The organism is Ulvibacterium sp., from assembly GCF_028285715.1.
Lineage (GTDB): Bacteria > Bacteroidota > Bacteroidia > Flavobacteriales > Flavobacteriaceae > Ulvibacterium.
The window spans coordinates 415,122-431,806 of record NZ_JANQOO010000017.1; the positions used below are offsets into that span (position 1 = coordinate 415,122).

17 protein-coding genes are annotated in these 16,685 nt (G+C 43.5%); 5 read left to right on the forward strand and 12 right to left on the reverse strand.

Translation table 11 applies throughout. The features are described from left to right. Nucleotides 1-140: 140 nt before the first annotated feature. Both Q0993_RS08805 and Q0993_RS08810 read left to right on the forward strand, forming a co-directional pair. A complete protein-coding gene (locus tag Q0993_RS08805) occupies nt 141-1,646 on the forward strand; it encodes a helicase HerA-like domain-containing protein (RefSeq protein ID WP_299531957.1) in 1,506 nt (501 codons plus the stop codon). Further along, nucleotides 1,646-2,194: a hypothetical protein gene (locus Q0993_RS08810; RefSeq protein ID WP_299531959.1), complete on the forward strand. Its 549-nt coding sequence runs from the start codon at nt 1,646-1,648 to the stop codon at nt 2,192-2,194. Before Q0993_RS08805 ends, Q0993_RS08810 begins: the two co-directional genes overlap by 1 nt. A 69-nt stretch (nt 2,195-2,263) precedes the next feature. Here Q0993_RS08810 and Q0993_RS08815 read toward each other — a convergent pair whose 3' ends face one another. Continuing rightward, the gene (locus Q0993_RS08815) at nt 2,264-2,689 is read right to left on the reverse strand and encodes a helix-turn-helix domain-containing protein (RefSeq protein ID WP_299531961.1); all 426 of its coding nucleotides are present in this window, start codon (nt 2,687-2,689) and stop codon (nt 2,264-2,266) included. 106 nt (nt 2,690-2,795) lie between these two features. Here Q0993_RS08815 and Q0993_RS08820 point away from each other — a divergent pair, with 106 nt between their 5' ends. Both Q0993_RS08820 and Q0993_RS08825 read left to right on the forward strand, forming a co-directional pair. Beyond that, complete coding sequence (locus tag Q0993_RS08820) at nt 2,796-3,635, forward strand: alpha/beta hydrolase (RefSeq protein ID WP_299531963.1); 840 nt, start codon at nt 2,796-2,798, stop codon at nt 3,633-3,635. A gap of 60 nt (nt 3,636-3,695) precedes the next feature. After that, nucleotides 3,696-4,121, forward strand: coding sequence for a VOC family protein (locus Q0993_RS08825; RefSeq protein ID WP_299531965.1), 426 nt, complete (start codon nt 3,696-3,698; stop codon nt 4,119-4,121). A 35-nt stretch (nt 4,122-4,156) separates the two neighbouring features. Here Q0993_RS08825 and Q0993_RS08830 read toward each other — a convergent pair whose 3' ends face one another. The 8 genes from Q0993_RS08830 to Q0993_RS08865 form a co-directional block, all read right to left on the reverse strand. Continuing rightward, nucleotides 4,157-4,348 carry a hypothetical protein gene (locus Q0993_RS08830; protein WP_299531967.1) on the reverse strand — a complete coding sequence of 64 codons (192 nt, stop codon included), beginning with the start codon at nt 4,346-4,348 and terminating at the stop codon, nt 4,157-4,159. A gap of 1 nt (nt 4,349) precedes the next feature. Continuing rightward, on the reverse strand, nt 4,350-5,588 hold the full coding sequence (locus tag Q0993_RS08835) for an ADP-ribosylglycohydrolase family protein (protein WP_299531969.1): 1,239 nt from the start codon (nt 5,586-5,588) through the stop codon (nt 4,350-4,352). Between the two features lie 6 nt (nt 5,589-5,594). Beyond that, nucleotides 5,595-6,452, reverse strand: a complete 858-nt coding sequence (locus Q0993_RS08840; protein ID WP_299531971.1) for an alpha/beta hydrolase-fold protein — start codon at nt 6,450-6,452, stop codon at nt 5,595-5,597. Between the two features lie 256 nt (nt 6,453-6,708). Continuing rightward, complete coding sequence (locus tag Q0993_RS08845) at nt 6,709-7,701, reverse strand: nucleoside hydrolase-like domain-containing protein (protein WP_299531973.1); 993 nt, start codon at nt 7,699-7,701, stop codon at nt 6,709-6,711. Between the two features lie 102 nt (nt 7,702-7,803). After that, nucleotides 7,804-9,285 carry a DUF5060 domain-containing protein gene (locus Q0993_RS08850; RefSeq protein ID WP_299531976.1) on the reverse strand — a complete coding sequence of 494 codons (1,482 nt, stop codon included), beginning with the start codon at nt 9,283-9,285 and terminating at the stop codon, nt 7,804-7,806. Nucleotides 9,286-9,327: 42 nt separating this feature from the next. Then, nucleotides 9,328-9,948 (reverse strand): DUF2306 domain-containing protein, encoded by a 621-nt coding sequence (locus Q0993_RS08855; protein WP_299531978.1) that lies wholly within the window; start codon nt 9,946-9,948, stop codon nt 9,328-9,330. Between the two features lie 7 nt (nt 9,949-9,955). Then, complete coding sequence (locus Q0993_RS08860) at nt 9,956-11,611, reverse strand: hypothetical protein (RefSeq protein WP_299531980.1); 1,656 nt, start codon at nt 11,609-11,611, stop codon at nt 9,956-9,958. 117 nt (nt 11,612-11,728) lie between these two features. Continuing rightward, a complete protein-coding gene (locus Q0993_RS08865; RefSeq protein WP_299531982.1) occupies nt 11,729-13,111 on the reverse strand; it encodes a DUF1593 domain-containing protein in 1,383 nt (460 codons plus the stop codon). Nucleotides 13,112-13,361: 250 nt separating this feature from the next. On the opposite strand from Q0993_RS08865, the gene Q0993_RS08870 reads away from it, so the two are divergent. After that, the gene (locus Q0993_RS08870; protein WP_299531984.1) at nt 13,362-13,511 is read left to right on the forward strand and encodes a hypothetical protein; all 150 of its coding nucleotides are present in this window, start codon (nt 13,362-13,364) and stop codon (nt 13,509-13,511) included. Nucleotides 13,512-13,563: 52 nt separating this feature from the next. Here the strand turns inward: Q0993_RS08870 and folD are convergent, their stop codons facing one another. The 3 genes from folD to Q0993_RS08885 form a co-directional block, all read right to left on the reverse strand. After that, complete coding sequence (gene folD, locus Q0993_RS08875; RefSeq protein ID WP_299531986.1) at nt 13,564-14,451, reverse strand: bifunctional methylenetetrahydrofolate dehydrogenase/methenyltetrahydrofolate cyclohydrolase FolD; 888 nt, start codon at nt 14,449-14,451, stop codon at nt 13,564-13,566. 168 nt (nt 14,452-14,619) lie between these two features. After that, the gene (gene ffh, locus Q0993_RS08880; protein WP_299531988.1) at nt 14,620-15,957 is read right to left on the reverse strand and encodes a signal recognition particle protein; all 1,338 of its coding nucleotides are present in this window, start codon (nt 15,955-15,957) and stop codon (nt 14,620-14,622) included. Nucleotides 15,958-16,196: 239 nt separating this feature from the next. Further along, the gene (locus Q0993_RS08885) at nt 16,197-16,658 is read right to left on the reverse strand and encodes a hypothetical protein (protein ID WP_299531990.1); all 462 of its coding nucleotides are present in this window, start codon (nt 16,656-16,658) and stop codon (nt 16,197-16,199) included. Nucleotides 16,659-16,685: the final 27 nt, after the last annotated feature.

Consider the following 16,685-nt stretch of genomic DNA (forward strand, 5'->3'; position numbering starts at 1 on the left):
AAATTTCGAGTTTGCGATTTTGCCAAGCCATTTACCCATACTGAATTTGGTAATCGGTTCCTACGACATATGGCAATAAACCCAAGGAAACCAATACTTAAACGCATAAAAATGCCTATTTTTAGGGCAAAATTGACCGGATGAGTAGCAAAGACCAATTCTTTACCCATATCGAAAAGGGGTATACGACCAAAGGCGACTTTATCACTATGGGTGCTGCCATGTTGGAAGGGGAGGCGGTAACCGGAGCGCATGTTAAGGTACCCCTAAAAACCTTGAACCGACATGGGCTTATTGCCGGGGCCACCGGGACCGGAAAAACAAAGACGCTACAGGTATTGGCCGAGAATTTATCCGACCAAGGTGTTCCGGTACTTTTGATGGATTTGAAAGGCGACCTAAGCGGTCTTGCACAGCCCAGTCCAGGGCATCCAAAAATAGACGAACGTCATGAGAAAATTGGCCTTCCCTTTGAAGCAAAACGCTTTCCAGTGGAAATTTTATCCCTTTCCGAACAGGATGGCGTAAAACTTCGGGCTACAGTATCAGAGTTCGGTCCCGTGCTCTTATCCCGGATTCTTGACTTAAGCGAAACCCAAGAGGGTATCGTATCGGTGGTGTTTAAATATTGTGACGACAATAAACTGCCACTACTGGACCTAAAGGACTTTAAAAAAGTACTGCAATACGCTACCGGAACAGGGAAGAAAGAATTTCAAAAGGAATACGGACGTATTTCCACAAGTTCTACAGGTACCATATTGCGAAAGATTATAGAGTTGGAACAGCAAGGTGCCGATCTGTTTTTTGGCGAAAAATCTTTTGAAGTGGAGGACCTAACCCGAATCAATGAGGAAGGAAGGGGCTATATCAACATCATACGGCTTACGGATATCCAAGATCGGCCCAAACTTTTCTCCACTTTTATGTTGAGCCTTTTGGCCGAGATCTATGCTACTTTCCCGGAACAGGGCGATAGTGACAAACCGGAGTTGATATTGTTCATCGATGAGGCCCATCTCATTTTCAAGGAGGCGTCCAAGGCCCTTTTGGAACAAATAGAAAGTATCGTAAAACTGATACGCTCCAAAGGTATAGGTCTTTATTTTGTGACACAAAACCCAACCGATGTACCCAACGAGGTGCTGGCGCAATTAGGGCTAAAGGTACAACATGCCCTCCGTGCCTTTACCGCCCGGGACAGAAAGGCGATAAAGTTGACGGCGGAAAACTATCCCGAGTCCGAATATTATGATACCAAAGAGGTCTTGACCTCACTTGGGATAGGGGAAGCCCTAATTTCCGCCTTGGATGAAAAAGGGCGCCCTACCCCACTGGCCGCTACCTTGCTACGGGCCCCAATGAGCCGCATGGACGTGCTTACCGAAAGTGAGCTGAAAGATGTAATCAGTGGTTCCAAACTGGTAAAGAAATATGGCGAAGTAGTCGATCGCGAAAGTGCTTATGAAATATTGAACGAAAAAATAGAGAAAGCAGAGGTCTTGGCCGAAAAGGAAAGAAACCAGCCTACCCGCAGACGTACCACCACTCGTAGGAGTACACGTCAAAACCCGGTCGTGAAAGTGCTTACCAGTGCCACCTTTATCCGCGGGGTACTGGGTGTATTGAAAAAAGTTATCCGATAATGCGTATCGTATATTGTATTGTTGTTTGTATGGTTTTCATAGGGGCTTGTGAAAAAGAAAGGGACACTACTTTTTTGATTACCCAAAACCAGGTCGGCAAGTTAGAAAAGGGGAGTTTAGCGCGAGATGTGGAATTAATTTTTGCGACAGACTCCATAGCAAAGGATACTACCACCCTAAATTTCGCCAATAAGGCCAAACGAATCAAAGTGTTCGAAAAGGGTGGCAAACACCTATTAACGCTTTCACCTAGTTCGGACAGCATCCCCATTATTGAAAATGTGCGTATTGAAGACTCTAGGTATCTCACCGAAAAGGGTGTGGGCATTCAAAGTACTTTTAAGGATATCAAGGAAAAACACAAAATCAAGAAGATTATCACTTCCATGAATAATGTACTGGTTCTTCTAAAGGATAGTGACGCCTACTTTACCATAAGCAAGGAAGAACTCCCATCGAGTCTGCGCTACGCTTCCAGCGTAAATATTGAGGCCGTTCAAATACCGGACGACGCCAAAATTAAGTACATGATGATAGGATGGGATTGAACCCACGAACTTAAACTCAAAATCAAATAAGTCACTTAGTTTTGGCTTTTTCGTTTCAGGTGTAAACGCCTAATTTGCCATTTTTCCGGCCCTCTTGCGATTTTCCAGGATAGTTTCGCTGTACTGGGTAACCCATTCGGTAAGGTCCAACAATTTCTGTAGGTAGGAGTGTCCGAAATCGGTCAGTTCATATTCTACCCGTATGGGGACCTCCGGATATAGGGTACGGGATAGATAACCATCGGTTTCCAAAAATTTCAATTTTTCGCTTAATACCTTATTGGAAATCCCATATACCTTTTTTTTAAGCTCATTAAAGCGAAGTATGGGATAATACCCCAAATAGAGCACAATAAGAATACTCCATTTATCCGAGGCCAAGGCCATGACATCCCGAATCGGACAGTATTCCGCCGTCCGCTGGTCTATATGTCCAAACATTTTTTTTATTTTCTTTGCCACCCTAACCTTCTCATTGTCAGTAATAGTTTCCATTTCCATACTTGGTTATTGCTTTACAACCTCTTTTTTGTCATAAAACAAATGTATATTTTAGTTTCTTTGAAAGAGTAAGTTACAAAAAGTTACTTATATCATTTTTATGAAAAAGACATTTAATAAACTTCTCCCCAGGTTATATGGTGCTTACTTTAATATCCTCTCCCTTTTTTCAAAAAAAAAGACGGCAGAAAAGGCATTCAATCTTTTTTGCACGGTTCGCAAGGGCCGGGTTTTGCCACAACAATCGGATTATCTGGAAAAAGCAAAATACTCGATTGAGGATACTTTGGGACATCAACTGCAGACATATCACTGGCCCGGAAACAAGGAGACCGTACTGTTAGTACATGGTTGGGAAAGCAATAGCTTCCGTTGGCGCAATTTGATTGCCAAGTTGCGGAATTCGGATTACAATGTTTTCGCCTTTGATGCCCCGGCACATGGACACTCTTCCGGAAAAATGCTCTATGTACCACTTTATGCAGATTGTCTGCAGCACATGATAAAGACGTTTAATCCTATTCATCTTATTGGGCATTCCGTAGGGGGTATGACCATTTTATACAACCAAAGCAAACATTCCCATTCGGAGGTAGAAAAAATTGTGACCATTGGATCCCCTTCCGAATTTCATGAAATCCTGGAACATTATCAGAAACTATTGGGCTTCAATACTAGAGTGTTAAAAGCTTTTGAAAACTACATTTTTGAACGGTTCGGTTTCCAGGTACGTGATTTTTCCTCGTCCAAATTTGTAGAAAACAATACCAAGAAAGGGCTCTTACTCCATGATGAATTGGATATCCTGGCTCCTTTTCACGCTTCAGAAAAGGTCCATGCCCGTTGGAAAGGCAGTCAATTTATCCGGACCCGCGGTTTAGGGCATTCCATGCATCAAGACTATCTTAACGAACAAATCATAGATTTCTTGAAGTCCTAGGAAAGGGTTACATTTATAAACGTGATTCTCTCTTAAGAAAGAGGGACCAAATTTTAGGATATGCCAAATGTGTCGCCCTTTCATATCGCCATTCCGGTTCATAATCTGGAGGAATGCCGAAAATTCTATCGGAACGTGCTTAATTGCGAGGAAGGTAGAAGCAGCGACCATTGGGTAGATTTCAACCTCTTTGGGCATCAATTGGTAATTCATTACAAACCAAAGTCGGAGACTGCCCACTTACATCATAACCCAGTGGATGGCCATGACGTACCTGTTCCCCATTATGGGGTTGTTTTACCTTGGGAAACGTTTAGGCCCTTTGCCGATGAGTTAAAAAGCAAAGGTGTTAAATTCATCATTGAGCCTTATATCCGTTTTGACGGTCAGGTAGGCGAACAGGCGACCATGTTCTTTTTAGATCCCGCCGGAAACGCGTTGGAATTCAAGGCCTTCAAGGACTTGGAGCAGTTATTTGCCAAATAAATCTGTATTCCTTTGTAGCAGATTTACCGATTCCTTTAGGAGCCCTCTTTTTTTCTCCACTTTTCCCGTATCCAGATAAAGAGTCCGTAAATAACTCCAAATACTAATCCTTCACCCAATTCCCGGAGAATAATAGACTGTGTGTACTCTTTTTCCAGTATCAAGGAAATGACCGTGTAGAGCAGTATGGCCGCTATTACTTGGGCAATGATTCGCTTTCTATCCATTTTAGGTCTTGATGTGATAGACGGTTATGCCGTCTTCTTCCATTTTCTCTCCGCCATTTTCCAAAATGGCCGTTTCGGAGATAGCCAGGATTCGGTCTATGATATCCGAAATATAGGTAAGATTGGGTAGGCCATCCCGTGAATAATTGATGTACTGGTTGTTGAAGGGAGCCTCCCATTTTTCATTGTAACCCATTTCGTGCGTCAATTCCCTAGGAATACAATCGGCACCCTGCAATACCCCGATCAAACCGGCGCAGGTGGCCCCTTGGTTGTCACAATCATATCCGGCGGAAACCGCTATTCCAGTAGTTTTTATAAAATCTCCCTCCCCATAGAGTATGGCCATGGCCCCACAGAGTCCATTGACCATTGCAGAGACCTCTTGGTAAAAAGAATCTTCTACCACTTCTGGATATGCCAAGTAGTTATTCTTTATAAGTTCGCGGGTGGTCTCCCAATCCGGATTTTTCCCATGCCATTTTTTGACATCCTGTAAACCTTTGTAAAATGGGCTGTCCTTTGGAATATAGGACATCCCGATGTCATACAATTTAGTTATGTCCTTCTCATAAAAAGCCGCGCTGTAAAGAGCCGCATAGAACATGGTGGGGTGGGTACCCCAATCATCACTGGTAATCCTAGCACTCCACTCGGCACGCTCAACGGCCTTATCCGGCATAGCCGGATAAAAAGCGCTCCAGATCTCGTTCACCAGTTGGGGGTCTATGGCATACCAATAGGGGTTGTTCTCCTTTTTACCCGTATCAGGGGCAACAAGCCCTTCTTCCATAAGGTCCCGTGCCTTACGGTTACTGACCCAAATAAAACGGTTGATGTGTTTTTTCCAGGCATCCGTAATTTCTTGGTAATTAATATCCAACCCATGTTCCTCCACGGCATGCAGGGTAACGAATTCGATATCCGAATCATCATCGCTCCAAGCCCCGCCCAAGGCGTCCGCAAAAATATTGACGTTGCCCCGCCGATCGGTGTGGTTCATCTTGATTCCAGCGGAATCCGTGACGTTGTAATATCTATCAATGAAAATGGGTGCCGGATCAGCGCTGTAGACGAATTCAAATGGAAAACCCATATAGTTCCCTACCAATTGGCCCAACCAATACCCCTCTATTTTGCTTCGAAGTTCCTTTTTCGAAATGGTATGGTATTCCTGCGAGAACCCGGGACCTAAGGCCAAGACGAATAAAACTGAAAATACTATTATCTTTTCCCTCATATGAAATCAGTATTGGTGAAAGGCCTGTGATACGAAATGAAGCACTTCCGGAAGGGCCTCACGCCAGTAGGTCCAACTATGCCCCCCGTCCCTTACACGATATTCGTGTGGAATCTCCTTTTTGGTCATCGCTATATGGACTAGGCTATTGCCTTCGTACAAGAAATCATCGTCACCACAATCAATATACCAGCGGACGGACTTAACATCATCAAGAGGAACACTTTCCAATAAATTTAGGGCATTGTGTTTTTGAAAATACTCCTCGATTTCCTTGTTTGAATATTTTTTGTCACCTCGGGCAATGCGTCGCTTTAAATCTTCAATGGTCAACGGCCCTACATAGGCGCTCAAAGGACAGGCCGATGAGAATAATTCCGGGTGATGCAAGGCATACATAAATGAGCCTCCGCCGCCCATGGAAAGTCCGGCTACGGCGCGATAACGCTTTTCTCCCTTAATACGATACTTCTTTTCGACATGGGGCATGAATTCCTCAAAAAAGAAATCCTCATATTTCCAATCCCCCGCATTAAAATAACCCATCTGACCGGTATCCGCATCTGGCATTACGATAACCATAGGGGTTGCCTTACCCTCTTTAATGGCCTTATCCGTAATATGAAGCACTTCCCCGAATTGTACCCATCCTGTATGGTTATCCGTTGCGCCATGCAACAGGTATAGTACGGGATAACTACGCTCAGAACTCTCATAATCCGGAGGTAAATACACCGCATAGTTGCGTTCCCCATTCAGGATTTTACTGGTCATCTTTAGATTATCATAGACCTTTCCCGATTGTGCAATGGCGGATGAACAAATTGTTAAGCTGAGTAGTAAATAGAGGTATAATTTCTTCATGTTCTCTAATCTTGATTGAAAATCTACAATATAGTGAATATTCGTTTTGACAAACCCCATTGTTCCTTAAAGAAAAATCCATATTCTATCAATCCCAATAGCATATTTGCTTTGTCCTTGGAATTTTCATTCATGTGGGATTTGGAAAAACTGGTGTGTACCTAGGCCCAAAAAAAGGCACCTTTGATCCTTCTCAATAATGAAAGGTGCCTATTTACTTTTAGGGCCTAAGAGATTACAAAATATCGTTTTCAGGCTATTCTTTCCCATATAGTCCATTTAACTTACGTAAGAGCTCCTCGTACATTTCCGGTCTTCTTTCTTCCAGGGTACTTTTGGCATAGGCATCCACCTTGGTATGGTTTTCCCAGGTTAGGCATGGGTCCTCATAATTCCAAGCTATAGATCCATAATCGTCGGTGTAGTAATTGGGCCTTTCATTTGGAAAAGGCCTTATAAATTTTCCGGCCCAGCTTCCATGGGTGGGATCGGCCAAAGGGTTCTCCGGATCCAAAACATATAGAACCGATGGGGTATCTCCTACGCGAAAATATTGGGCCCAATCATGATTTTTGACTACTTCCTTGACATGTTTTCCCAGATTTCCATATTTTAATAATTTTTGAAACATTTCTTCTGGCTGTTTCCCGGTAAACATCCCGGCATAGGTCCAATTGATTTCCAACCACCACATCGTATCAAATCTAGAGTCATTATACACCTTATCCCTGCCAAAGCCGTTCCAATTCAATTGTTTACAGGGAGCTGACCTTTCCCAGCTTGGGGGCATTTCCGGAATATGCTGTTCCATCATTAATCCGGTCGCTATGGTAATCAAACGAATATTCTTTCCCAAATGGGGGTTTTGTTCCAAAGCCTTATAAAAAACTTCCATATTGCCCCATACCAGAACATAAAGTGGACTGTCCTCTATGGAAGCGGCCTTTGAAAAAAGCTGTACGGCATCCAAGGTATCCTTAGCGATTTTGGTTTGAATGTATTCGGAATCGGGATATCCTAAACCCTTGAAGCCATGTGTTTTATAATCCTTTTTATACGCTTCAAGGACCATTTCACAGGCCTCATAACCTTTGGCGTTCCATCGATCTGGTACAATGCCCTCTATTTTCAATTCATCGGCATACCATAAGAGATGTATCAACGACTGTCTATCATCCGGGTCGCCGGAATCAACGTTTACATCCGTAAATACGAATACTCGGGGACGCGGGTTTTCTTTTTCTTTCATTGACATTATCAAAGTACCTGTAAGAATCACTAGTATTAGTCCTATATATTTCATTCGCCTTCTACTAAATTGGTTTGAGTCATTTTTGTGGTTAATGGGTCATTATTGTGCAACGGCCCTTACTGCCATATAAGGCCTTTGGGGAAGTGGAATTTCCACCGTACCGCTGTAGGTTTCCTGTAACTTTTCGGTAGTCATGTTCCATGCATCGATAATCTCAATACTGTACTTTTTATCCTTTGCAAGTTTAAGCCGTGCGCCGGCCTGCTGACTATTGCCATAATAAAACAAAAAGTATTCACTGTTTTTGAACAGATAGGTTTCCTTGTTCCACTGGGTATGTATGGGTGTCAGTCCCTTTTCCGGGGCCTCTTTCATGATTTGTGCCAGAAACTGCAATCTTTTAGGGCTTTGCCCATATAATCGACCTCCCTTGGCCCACCATAAAATGTTATCCGGATGTATATAAGTTTCCCCATGTGAAGCATATCCCCCACGGCAATATATGGTCCAAAAACGGTTTACAGTTTCCTCTGCCGTGAGATTTCCCCAATCAAACGGAACATTGCCTTCATAGACAAATTCGTCATTGATAACAGGTTTTAGGTAGGTCTCCCGCCATTTTTGGGTGTCTTCCAAATATGGGGTCTGCACACTCAAATGGGTTATCCAAGGGTTAGAATGATTGTACCAGGATTTACCATTGTGAATGGATTTTAGATGTTGGTACGGGTCCCTGGCCATAAGTTCCTTAAAGTAAATTTCCCATTCGGATTCCGGCTTATGCATCACATCATATTCATTGGCCATGGACCACCATACATTTCGATATGCGGCCAGACGTGCAACCAAGTATTTTAGATAGAATACATTTTCCTCCACACTGCCCTTGCTAAAGCCCCAGGCATCTTTATCATAGGGGTGAAATATGATAACATCGGCCTCAACATTCCGCTTCTTGAGCTCCCCTATTTGTTGTTCCAAGTGCTGAAAAAACTGCACATTAAATCGGGTACGATCCCAACCTGATTCCGGTGAACCCATAAAAGGATACAAATCCGGTTCGTTGGAAACATATCTACCGTAATATTTGGGCATTACCGTCATTCGGATCTTATTAAAGGCCTCCTTCTCCAAGGTTTTTAGCGTTTCTTGCCTTAGTTGTTCTTTTTGGTGTATCCAGGCATAGGCCGTAGTACCCAGGACATAAAAGGGAGTGCCGTCCGCATATTTAAAATGGAAGGTATCCCTCACCGATACCGGCCCATGATTATTTGCCATTGCCGGGGTACACCTAAACCTTCCCGTTTTATCGTTCATTTCGGGAGAATTGCTTTTTATGATGTAAGTCCATTGTCCAACATGTTCCGGCATAAACCGTATTTTGTAGGTTTGGTCACCATCATAAAATCCATCCACATGATACCGGAAGTTTTTGTATTGAAATTCGGCCTGGACCCAAACTTCGGTAAACGGGTTTTCCACTTTTGGTCCTGTCAGCTCTATTTCAAAAATCTCCCATCGTTCCGTGGCGGAAACCGTAACAGAAACAAAAAATAGAAGAAGGCTAAAAAAAGGTTTCATACTTTTATTTTTAATCGTTAGGACGCCATGAAGTCCAAATGTTTATCCCAATTGCAAACCTCTCCTTCGCACCCAAAAAAATGCGAATATAATATTAGGCACCCAACATAACCATGCCACTATACGATAGGCTAGCGTAAAATCGTGAAAAATGATGGTCAACAATGGCAACCAAATCCGTAAGGTCACAGCGGCGAAGCAGGCCGCATAACTATATATCATTAGGCCTTGATGCAAGGGTAAATCTCCCTTGCGAATCGCGAGATAGGCCCTGCTTGTAAAAAAGAGCCAAAGGAAACCCAAACTCATAAAGCCTAGGGTGGAGATAACGCCTCCTGTTGCATATAAAGCGATATAGACGGCACAAACCCCGCTGATCATAGCCGAAATAATATATATTCTGCCAATTACACGGTGTCGCTTAAGGTTGGCATTTCTTAATCTTTTGCTGAATTGTACCCAGCCCACCAATAGAGCCAAGCCACCGAACAGGATGTGACCGTAGAATCCGATGTTCCAAAACACGTTGGAAAGTAACACATCTTCCTTGGAGGCCAACAACCCGAATTCCCTATCAAGAAAAAAATATAGCAAAGGATAAAGCCCAATAACGATGGCCAAAATGGCAAATACCGCCCATGCTACTTTGTTCGTGGTGTTCATTTACATCTTATTTATAGCGCCAACTGCTTAAATCCGCTCCCTTTGGTGCACTTTCCGCAATGCGTTTCATAATTTTAGGTACATACATGCTGTTGTATCGCAAACGCGATATATGGTTGGGCTGTTCCGGGTCACCATTCCAGCAATGCTCCGCACGGTCCCCGTAGAGCACTTCGCCCTCATAATAGGGGTCGGTTGTACGCTCCAGAAAATCCTCCATCAAATAGACGGCGTTGTTCAGGTAATAGTTGTCCATGTCCCCGCAGTAAATATGGATTTTTCCCTTTAGGTCTTTTCCCAATTTCCCCCAATCTCGTTCCAGAATATGGCGCAAATCATAATTCTCCTTCCAATATTCGGCCACCTTATGATCTATGTCGCCCGTCATCTTGTCCCACAGTCGTAGCGGATAACCATCCTCTGCCTGGGGGGAGTAGGTGGCTTCCCAAATATCCCACTGCTGGCCAGAGCGACTTTTATCGCCCAAAACAAGCTCTAAATGATTATACTCCTTAACCGTAATCCGGACATGTCCCAGATAGTCCCGATGGCCCGGAACTTCCAAGGGCTTGTGGTCACTCTCATAAAAATAGGCATTCTTATACTGATAAATATCGGTCAAGCAATAGGCCCTAAAGTCGATAGGGTCCGGACAAGCGGCAAAGCAACCGTTGTATTCCCTAGGATATTTTACCTGTACGGCCAAGGCTTCCCAACCTCCAGTGGAACCGCCGTATAAAAAACGTGACCAGCCTTCGCCTATTCCACGAAATGTCCGTTCTATATGAGGAATCAACTCATAGGTTATGGCATCGCCATAAGGTCCTTGACTGGCAGAGTTTACGGCGTAGGAGTCATCATAATAAGGAGTGGGATGTTGAATTTCAATAATAAGAAATCGTGGAAAATCAGGTTCGTTCCACCGTTTATAAAAATCATAGGCCTCTTGTTCCTGAACGATATTATAGCCTGCCACACCAAACCTATCGGAGTACTCCGGTTCCATATCCGGGTCGGGGGGAGTGGTCCGGAATCCACCAAAATCCCTTGGGAAATGTCCATGAAAAATCATTAAAGGGTATTTGGCCTCAGGATGCTCCTTAAATCCCTTCGGTAAAAGCACGTGGGCTCCCAGATACATATCCCTTCCCCAGAATTCGGAAAGCTTCTCGGACTTTACTTTGATATGTTTTACCCATTCCGTATCCTCTGGTTCTTCGATAGCGGGAATCACCTGATCCATGACTACATTGATGTCCGTAGTGCCATCTTCGGTAATGGTAACTGTAAACGGTTTGCTATATAGATTACCCGGGGATTTGTTCCATTGTTGTCCCTCACCCTTATCCATGGGCAGTTTTACCGTATGACCCGTGGACAGATTGAAGGTTTCGTATTTATGTAAAAGCGCCTGGACCTGGTATTCTCCAGGAGGCACATCGGCCAAGCTGCTGTAGGGAAACCCAAAAACCGTAGTATCAAAAGTTTGTACTTCATCGGCTCCCATCCCCTCCACGTTCATTCCAAAAATAATCTGGGTGCCTAGGCCGGCATTGATTTGAAAACGAGGTTCGTCCCCCTCTTTATTCGATAGCATTAGAAGAAGCCTTCCATCCAATTTCTCTTTAGATGTGGTTTCAGGGAAAGATACGTTAATGGCCATTTTCGATTTTTTTTCTACTCCCAATTGGCAACCCGTTAGTATAATGAGTAACATTATAAGAAAAAAGAGGTGCTTTTGCATAAGCTCAAATTTACCTGGTTCTTGAGGGTTCATGAATCAATCCTTTACTTTTAAAACAATTCTCTTGTAACCCGTTAAGGGAATTTCGGCATCATCGACCACCCTCAGGACAATACGAATGGATTGACCCTTGGTTGTCTCAGGAACATCGACCAAAACTCTCGATGTATCCCCTGTGCCAAGAATACCATTATCAGTACCCAGAAAGGTTTCCGTACCCGGATAAACAAACCAATCAAAGTACAAATTATCTCCATCTGGATCCTCGGATTTTGAGGCATCCAAAATTACTTTGTCACCTACTTCTATTGGAATTTCCACATAGGCATCATCCACATAATTGGAAACTATGGGGATTGGGGCATGGTTAATCTTCGACTGATCCCCCGACCCCCACCGTACCCTTGCGGCAAAATCATTCTGAAAATCGGATCGCCATCGAAACACCGTCGCCATGGATGAGGTTGTAAAAGCCCCTTTTTCCTTATCGAAATACTTGTCCTCAACATCCCGAAAAAAACCCGGGCGCTCTTGTTGAAAACGACCACCCCATCCTCCCCAATGGGGATAATCGGGAAAATTGAGTCCATTGGAAAGAAAATACAACCAAGCGGGAGAATCTCCCTCCTTCATTGCCATATACGGATTGCGTCCTTCACCTCCAGTATAAGCTCTATCAGGATATTCATTGGCCAGTGGGTTTTTCCCAATGATATTCGCCTTTAGCCAGTCCCGTGAGGTCAATGAGATATCTCCTCCGAGAAACATGCCCCTATAGGACGAGGCCCATTTGTCCCCAGACGGGTCGAGTGCCAATATTAGCCATAGCTTTGGAAACTCTTTGATAATCCAGTCGTTGGATGAATCTTGTTTCCCTATAAAGTATACCCTAAGTTTTTTTATGAATAGCTCCAATTCTTCGCTTGTAGCCGTCTCCCTAACTTTCCATAGCGCTTGTGCCAAATCACAAGCACCGCCCCATACGGCAATATTTACAGGTCCGGATGACTGCTTGACCGCCTCAATGATCCAGTCCGAACCTTCCGTATCATTGCCAGGTCCCACATAAGTGGAGACCGGTACTTTTGCGCCGTTTTTATTACACCCTTTTTTTACAAGGGAATGCAGATAATCCGCAGTGGGGTAATCCTGGGCGTGCGATTTTAACCGATGCTGTATCAATCCATATTTTGAGATGAGATCATGAAGAATATCATCGCGTAGCAATGGGGGTTCATGATCGTAATTTGAATCAGCATTGGCGATGAATCCCTTGAAGTCAAACTCATTGGCATAATGTAAAAGCCTTATAAAAGATTGCTGGTCGTCCGGATCTTGACCAATATCGGTAGTAACGATAAGCTTGGGTCGCTGGGCATATCCTTCTGACACTAAAAAAATGGCTGCGATAAGAAACAAAAAAAAACTTTGACATAGTCTTGAAAAAACAGGTCCCAACCTATTTTTTGATTCAAGCTTGCCATTTGTGACGTTCAATTGCAATCGTATCATACTATGTCCCGAAGAATATGGAATTCCTTGACTAAAAACTTACAGTCAATTCCCGTAAAAGGTACTGATTTCCCCTTAACCATCAAATACCAAATGACGACTTTCGCCGTTATTATATTACGGTAGCTCGATAAGGACACCTACTAAATTGTCAGCTATGAAAAAACTAATTTACATTGGGCTTATTTTGGCTATGATACTGGGAATGGGAAGTTGCAGTTATGATGACAGTAACGATTTGGATGTATTGACCCCAAACGACAGTACACAAACGGCGAAAGACAAAAACCTCGTTCTTTTATACTAAAATAGGGATTCGTCGTTCTGATTTAGCCCAACACACCTTTATGATAATTAAATCAGTCAGCTTTACTTCTATGGCGCTTTCTGGCCAACAAGGTATTTTTTAACAGCATGGCGATGGTCATAGGACCTACGCCGCCAGGAACAGGTGTTATGAAGGATGCTTTTTTGGATACATTTTCGAAATCCACGTCTCCGGTGATGTAATAGCCACGTTCCCGCGTTTCATCCGGTACCCGGGTAATCCCCACATCTATGACCACAGCACCTTCCTTTACCATATCTGCCTTTAAGAAATGGGGCACACCCAATGCAGATACCACAATATCCGCCTGCAAGGTCAATGCCTTGATATCCTTGGTACGGCTATGGGTTAGGGTTACCGTACAATTGGCAGCTTTCCCTTTTTGGCTCATCAGTATGCTAATGGGCCTACCCACAATATGGCTACGACCGATGACTACAGCGTGTTTGCCTTCCGTTTCCACTTCGTAGCGTTTCAACAACTCCATTATTCCAAAAGGTGTAGCCGAAATAAAGGTCTCCATATCCAAGGCCATTTTGCCGAAGTTGGTCGGATGAAAACCATCCACATCCTTGTCCGGATGTACGGCCATCAATACTTTTTCCTCATCTATGTGCTTGGGCAGTGGCAGTTGTACGATGTAACCATCTATGGTATCATCCGCGTTTAGTTGTTCTACCTTTTGGAGTAATTCTTCCTCCGAGGTTTCTTCCGGCAAATGGATAAGGGTGGATTCAAACCCGATTTTCTTACAGGACCTTACCTTACTGCCCACATAAGTTAGACTCGCCCCATCATTGCCTACGAGTACCGCCGCCAAATGGGGTACCTTTTCACCAAGTTCCTTTATCCGGATAACCTCTTGGGCTATTTCTTCCTTTATTTTGTTGGAGATTGCCCTTCCATCAAGAATTGTCATTTATATAGCATTCAATAGGCAGTTGCAGTACTTTTTGTTCCTTAACTCCAAATTTGCCCGAATTAGTAATCATGTAACTTAATAAGTCGACGAACTTCTTCACCGTGCATTGCAGCTTAATCATTGATCTGGGAATCAATTCAATTTACAGGCCTCCAAAAGAACCATTTATCGTAATCCCTTCATACCACCCATCATCTGCATCATTTTTTTGCCGCCGCCACCTTGCATCATTTTCATCATTTTTCCCATTTGATCGAATTGCTTAAGCAATTGATTGACATCCTGAATGGTACGACCACTACCACGGGCAATCCGTTTTTTACGGCTTGCGTTCAGTTTGGAGGGATTTGCGCGTTCATCTGGGGTCATGGAATGGATAATGGCCTCGATATGTTTAAAGGCATCATCGTCAATATCCATACCTTTTAGAGCCTTGCCAGCGCCTGGAATCATACCCATAAGGTCCTTGATGTTCCCCATTTTCTTTATCTGTTGAATCTGGCTCAGGAAATCATCGAACCCGAACCTATTCTTGGCAATCTTCTTCTGGATTTTCCTCGCCTCTTCCTCATCAAATTGCTCCTGGGCCCGTTCAACCAATGAAATTACATCGCCCATACCCAGAATACGGTCGGCCATTCGCGAGGGATGGAAAACATCTATAGCCTCCATCTTTTCACCTGTACCAATGAATTTAATTGGTTTATCTACAACGGATTTTATGGAAATGGCCGCACCACCGCGGGTATCCCCATCCAGCTTGGTAAGGATGACACCATCAAAATTCAGGACATCGTTAAAGGCCTTTGCCGTGTTTACGGCATCCTGACCGGTCATGGCATCCACTACAAAAAGGGTCTCTTGCGGTTGTATGGCAGCGTGGATATTCGAGATTTCCGTCATCATTTTCTCGTCTACCGCCAATCGCCCGGCGGTATCTATGATAACCACATTATGTCCATTGGCCTTTGCCTGGGCAATGCCGGCTTTGGCTATCGCCACGGGATCGTTATTTTCCCGGTCCGAATACACCTCGACCCCGATTTGATCTCCCACGATATGCAATTGGTCTATGGCCGCAGGACGATATACATCACAGGCCACCAACAAAGGTTTCTTTGATTTTTTATTCTTGAGAAAGTTGGCCAGTTTTCCAGAAAATGTAGTTTTACCCGAGCCTTGAAGACCGGACATTAGGATTACGGAAGGATGCGCCGAAAGATTGATACCCTCGGTCTCACCACCCATGAGCTCCGTAAGTTCGTCCTTTACGATCTTTACCATCAATTGGCCAGGCTGCAGGGTAGTCAATACATTCTTGCCCAAGGCTTTTTCCTTTACCCGATTCGTAAACTCTTTGGCTATCCTAAAATTGACATCTGCATCCAACAGGGCCCTCCGAACTTCTTTGGTGGTTTCTGCAACATTAATTTCCGTTATCTGTCCATGTCCTTTAAGAACATGAAGGGCCTTATCCAGCTTTTCACTCAAGTTATCGAACATTGTCTTACATCCTTTTTGAAGAAAAGCAAATTTAAGAATTACCTAGGTAAAGACGGGATGTTGAAAGGAAAAATATGTGAAAGGGATAAGCTCGACGAAAGCACAGAAACAAAGCTGGGGTCAATATATTTTGATATGTCCATGGAAACAGGACCTTGCAAGCTATATAAGGGTAATAAAGCAAAAAAGCATCCATCTTTCGGTGGACGCTTTTTTAGGGATATGGGGCAAAAAAGGCATTAAGTCTTTTCAAAATTGAGGTAATCCGTACTTCCATCATCAACACTAGTGTCCCAAAGTTCCATTTTGGCGTCGTTATAGTTTAGGATATTCCAATCATTTGCCAATTCTTCAAAAATATCCGGGGAAGCAAAAAAAATGTTGAAGTCTACATCACGTTCCCTTTCATCAGTATCGTTGTTTTCAGATTCTGTTATGGACCAAGCGCCGGAGAGTGACGTGCTGCCATTTGTAGCTCCCAAAGTCCCATCTACATTAAACGTAAACACATACCCATTGTAGTTATCCGTATCATCAACATCGGAATCGGCATAAAAGGTTATTCGCCACTCACCATCGGTTATTATGGCTTTTACCTCCTCTGCATTGACAACTATGGTTTCATTATCCCCATTGTTTTCATCGGTACTGCAGGAAACCAATGCAAAACTTAACAATAAGGGGTTAATTACTTTTCTCATGGGTTCATGTTTGGTAAGGGTGAAAAG

Excerpts from the sequence above, each read along its gene's own strand:
- Q0993_RS08805 (WP_299531957.1), top strand. The coding sequence starts at position 141 with ATGAGTAGCAAAGACCAATTCTTTACCCATATCGAAAAGGGGTATACG.
- Q0993_RS08810 (WP_299531959.1), top strand. The coding sequence starts at position 1,646 with ATGCGTATCGTATATTGTATTGTTGTTTGTATGGTTTTCATAGGGGCT.
- Q0993_RS08815 (WP_299531961.1), bottom strand. The coding sequence starts at position 2,689 with ATGGAAACTATTACTGACAATGAGAAGGTTAGGGTGGCAAAGAAAATA.
- Q0993_RS08820 (WP_299531963.1), top strand. The coding sequence starts at position 2,796 with ATGAAAAAGACATTTAATAAACTTCTCCCCAGGTTATATGGTGCTTAC.
- Q0993_RS08825 (WP_299531965.1), top strand. The coding sequence starts at position 3,696 with ATGCCAAATGTGTCGCCCTTTCATATCGCCATTCCGGTTCATAATCTG.
- Q0993_RS08830 (WP_299531967.1), bottom strand. The coding sequence starts at position 4,348 with ATGGATAGAAAGCGAATCATTGCCCAAGTAATAGCGGCCATACTGCTC.
- Q0993_RS08835 (WP_299531969.1), bottom strand. The coding sequence starts at position 5,588 with ATGAGGGAAAAGATAATAGTATTTTCAGTTTTATTCGTCTTGGCCTTA.
- Q0993_RS08840 (WP_299531971.1), bottom strand. The coding sequence starts at position 6,452 with ATGAAGAAATTATACCTCTATTTACTACTCAGCTTAACAATTTGTTCA.
- Q0993_RS08845 (WP_299531973.1), bottom strand. The coding sequence starts at position 7,701 with ATGAAAGAAAAAGAAAACCCGCGTCCCCGAGTATTCGTATTTACGGAT.
- Q0993_RS08850 (WP_299531976.1), bottom strand. The coding sequence starts at position 9,285 with ATGAAACCTTTTTTTAGCCTTCTTCTATTTTTTGTTTCTGTTACGGTT.
- Q0993_RS08855 (WP_299531978.1), bottom strand. The coding sequence starts at position 9,948 with ATGAACACCACGAACAAAGTAGCATGGGCGGTATTTGCCATTTTGGCC.
- Q0993_RS08860 (WP_299531980.1), bottom strand. The coding sequence starts at position 11,611 with ATGGCCATTAACGTATCTTTCCCTGAAACCACATCTAAAGAGAAATTG.
- Q0993_RS08870 (WP_299531984.1), top strand. The coding sequence starts at position 13,362 with ATGAAAAAACTAATTTACATTGGGCTTATTTTGGCTATGATACTGGGA.
- folD (WP_299531986.1), bottom strand. The coding sequence starts at position 14,451 with ATGACAATTCTTGATGGAAGGGCAATCTCCAACAAAATAAAGGAAGAA.
- ffh (WP_299531988.1), bottom strand. The coding sequence starts at position 15,957 with ATGTTCGATAACTTGAGTGAAAAGCTGGATAAGGCCCTTCATGTTCTT.
- Q0993_RS08885 (WP_299531990.1), bottom strand. The coding sequence starts at position 16,658 with ATGAGAAAAGTAATTAACCCCTTATTGTTAAGTTTTGCATTGGTTTCC.